This window comes from Polaromonas sp. P3_C2, assembly GCF_056402675.1.
Genome location: NZ_JBFUGX010001044.1, coordinates 1 through 982, shown reverse-complemented (window position 1 = coordinate 982; position 982 = coordinate 1). Strand labels below are relative to the sequence as shown.

Genomic DNA, 982 nt, shown 5'->3' with positions numbered 1-982 from the left:
GTCCTTTTCCTTTGGGAAAGCGCTGTGATGCTTGAATGCTGCCATGCCTGCCGTTTAACGTAAAAATGACCGGGCCACCAACATGAGCGGCGAAGCCGCCTCCTGCTGTTGTGGGTCCGCGTCGATTGGCATGTTAGACATCGGTCCCTAGCTTCGCACGAACCCGCTGGGGATCAAAGTCAGGGCAAGAACAAAGAACGGAGCTGTTGCGGGAAAGACGCAAAGGGCCAACATCAACCACATGAGGGGGCCGAAGAAGCCCGCGTCTCGCAGACGCGGAACCAGGACGAACTTGGCCATGACGTACGTAAGGCCCACCACGTTCACAAGAACGCCGGCTACAGCGAGCAGCACCAACACAAGCACGGAGGAACCGGCAGAGTTCATGAAAGCTAGAACTGTCAGAAAGTAAAGAACTGCTGCGAAGGCTAACCCCGCGACCAGTCGGACGAGGTAGGCCAGTCGCCCGATTTCTGCCACGTCACGTTGAGACCCTGCCTGCATGCCGATGTCTAACGTCGGAGATGACCGTGCCACGACGCCTGCGGCGAAGCCGCCTTCTGTTGTTGTGGGTCCGTGTCGATTGACAGGTTAGAGCGCTCCATCGCTGAAGACATACTACAGCGTCCTCCGCGCGCACCGCGGCGCAATTCGATCTGTCCGTCTGTCGAACACGCTCCATTCGGCTTCTGGGTCAACAAAGGAAAGCTGGTAAGCCTCCTTCCACTCAATGAATGTCATCGATTCCTTCAACGCGTCGAATACGCACTCGCAATACGATTTCACTGCCGCAGCGGGACGACGACCGTCAGCGCGCCCGGCCGCAACACATTGCGCCTCGCCCTTTGCTTGGTACTCCTCGATCTGAGTCGAAGTGACGACCGAGGGCGCCTTCTGGGCAAGAGCGGACAAGCCGCAAACTCCGCAAAGAGCAATGAGAAGGACGATGTTTCTCATGCGCTATAACGTTTGACATGAGGGG

Annotated in this window: 1 protein-coding gene; it reads right to left on the bottom strand. The window is 57.5% G+C overall.

Annotated elements, in window-relative coordinates:
• Positions 1–618: 618 nt before the first annotated feature.
• A complete protein-coding gene (locus AC1DWI_RS24440) occupies positions 619–957 on the bottom strand; it encodes a hypothetical protein (RefSeq protein WP_477671612.1) in 339 nt (112 codons plus the stop codon).
• Positions 958–982 lie beyond the last annotated feature (25 nt).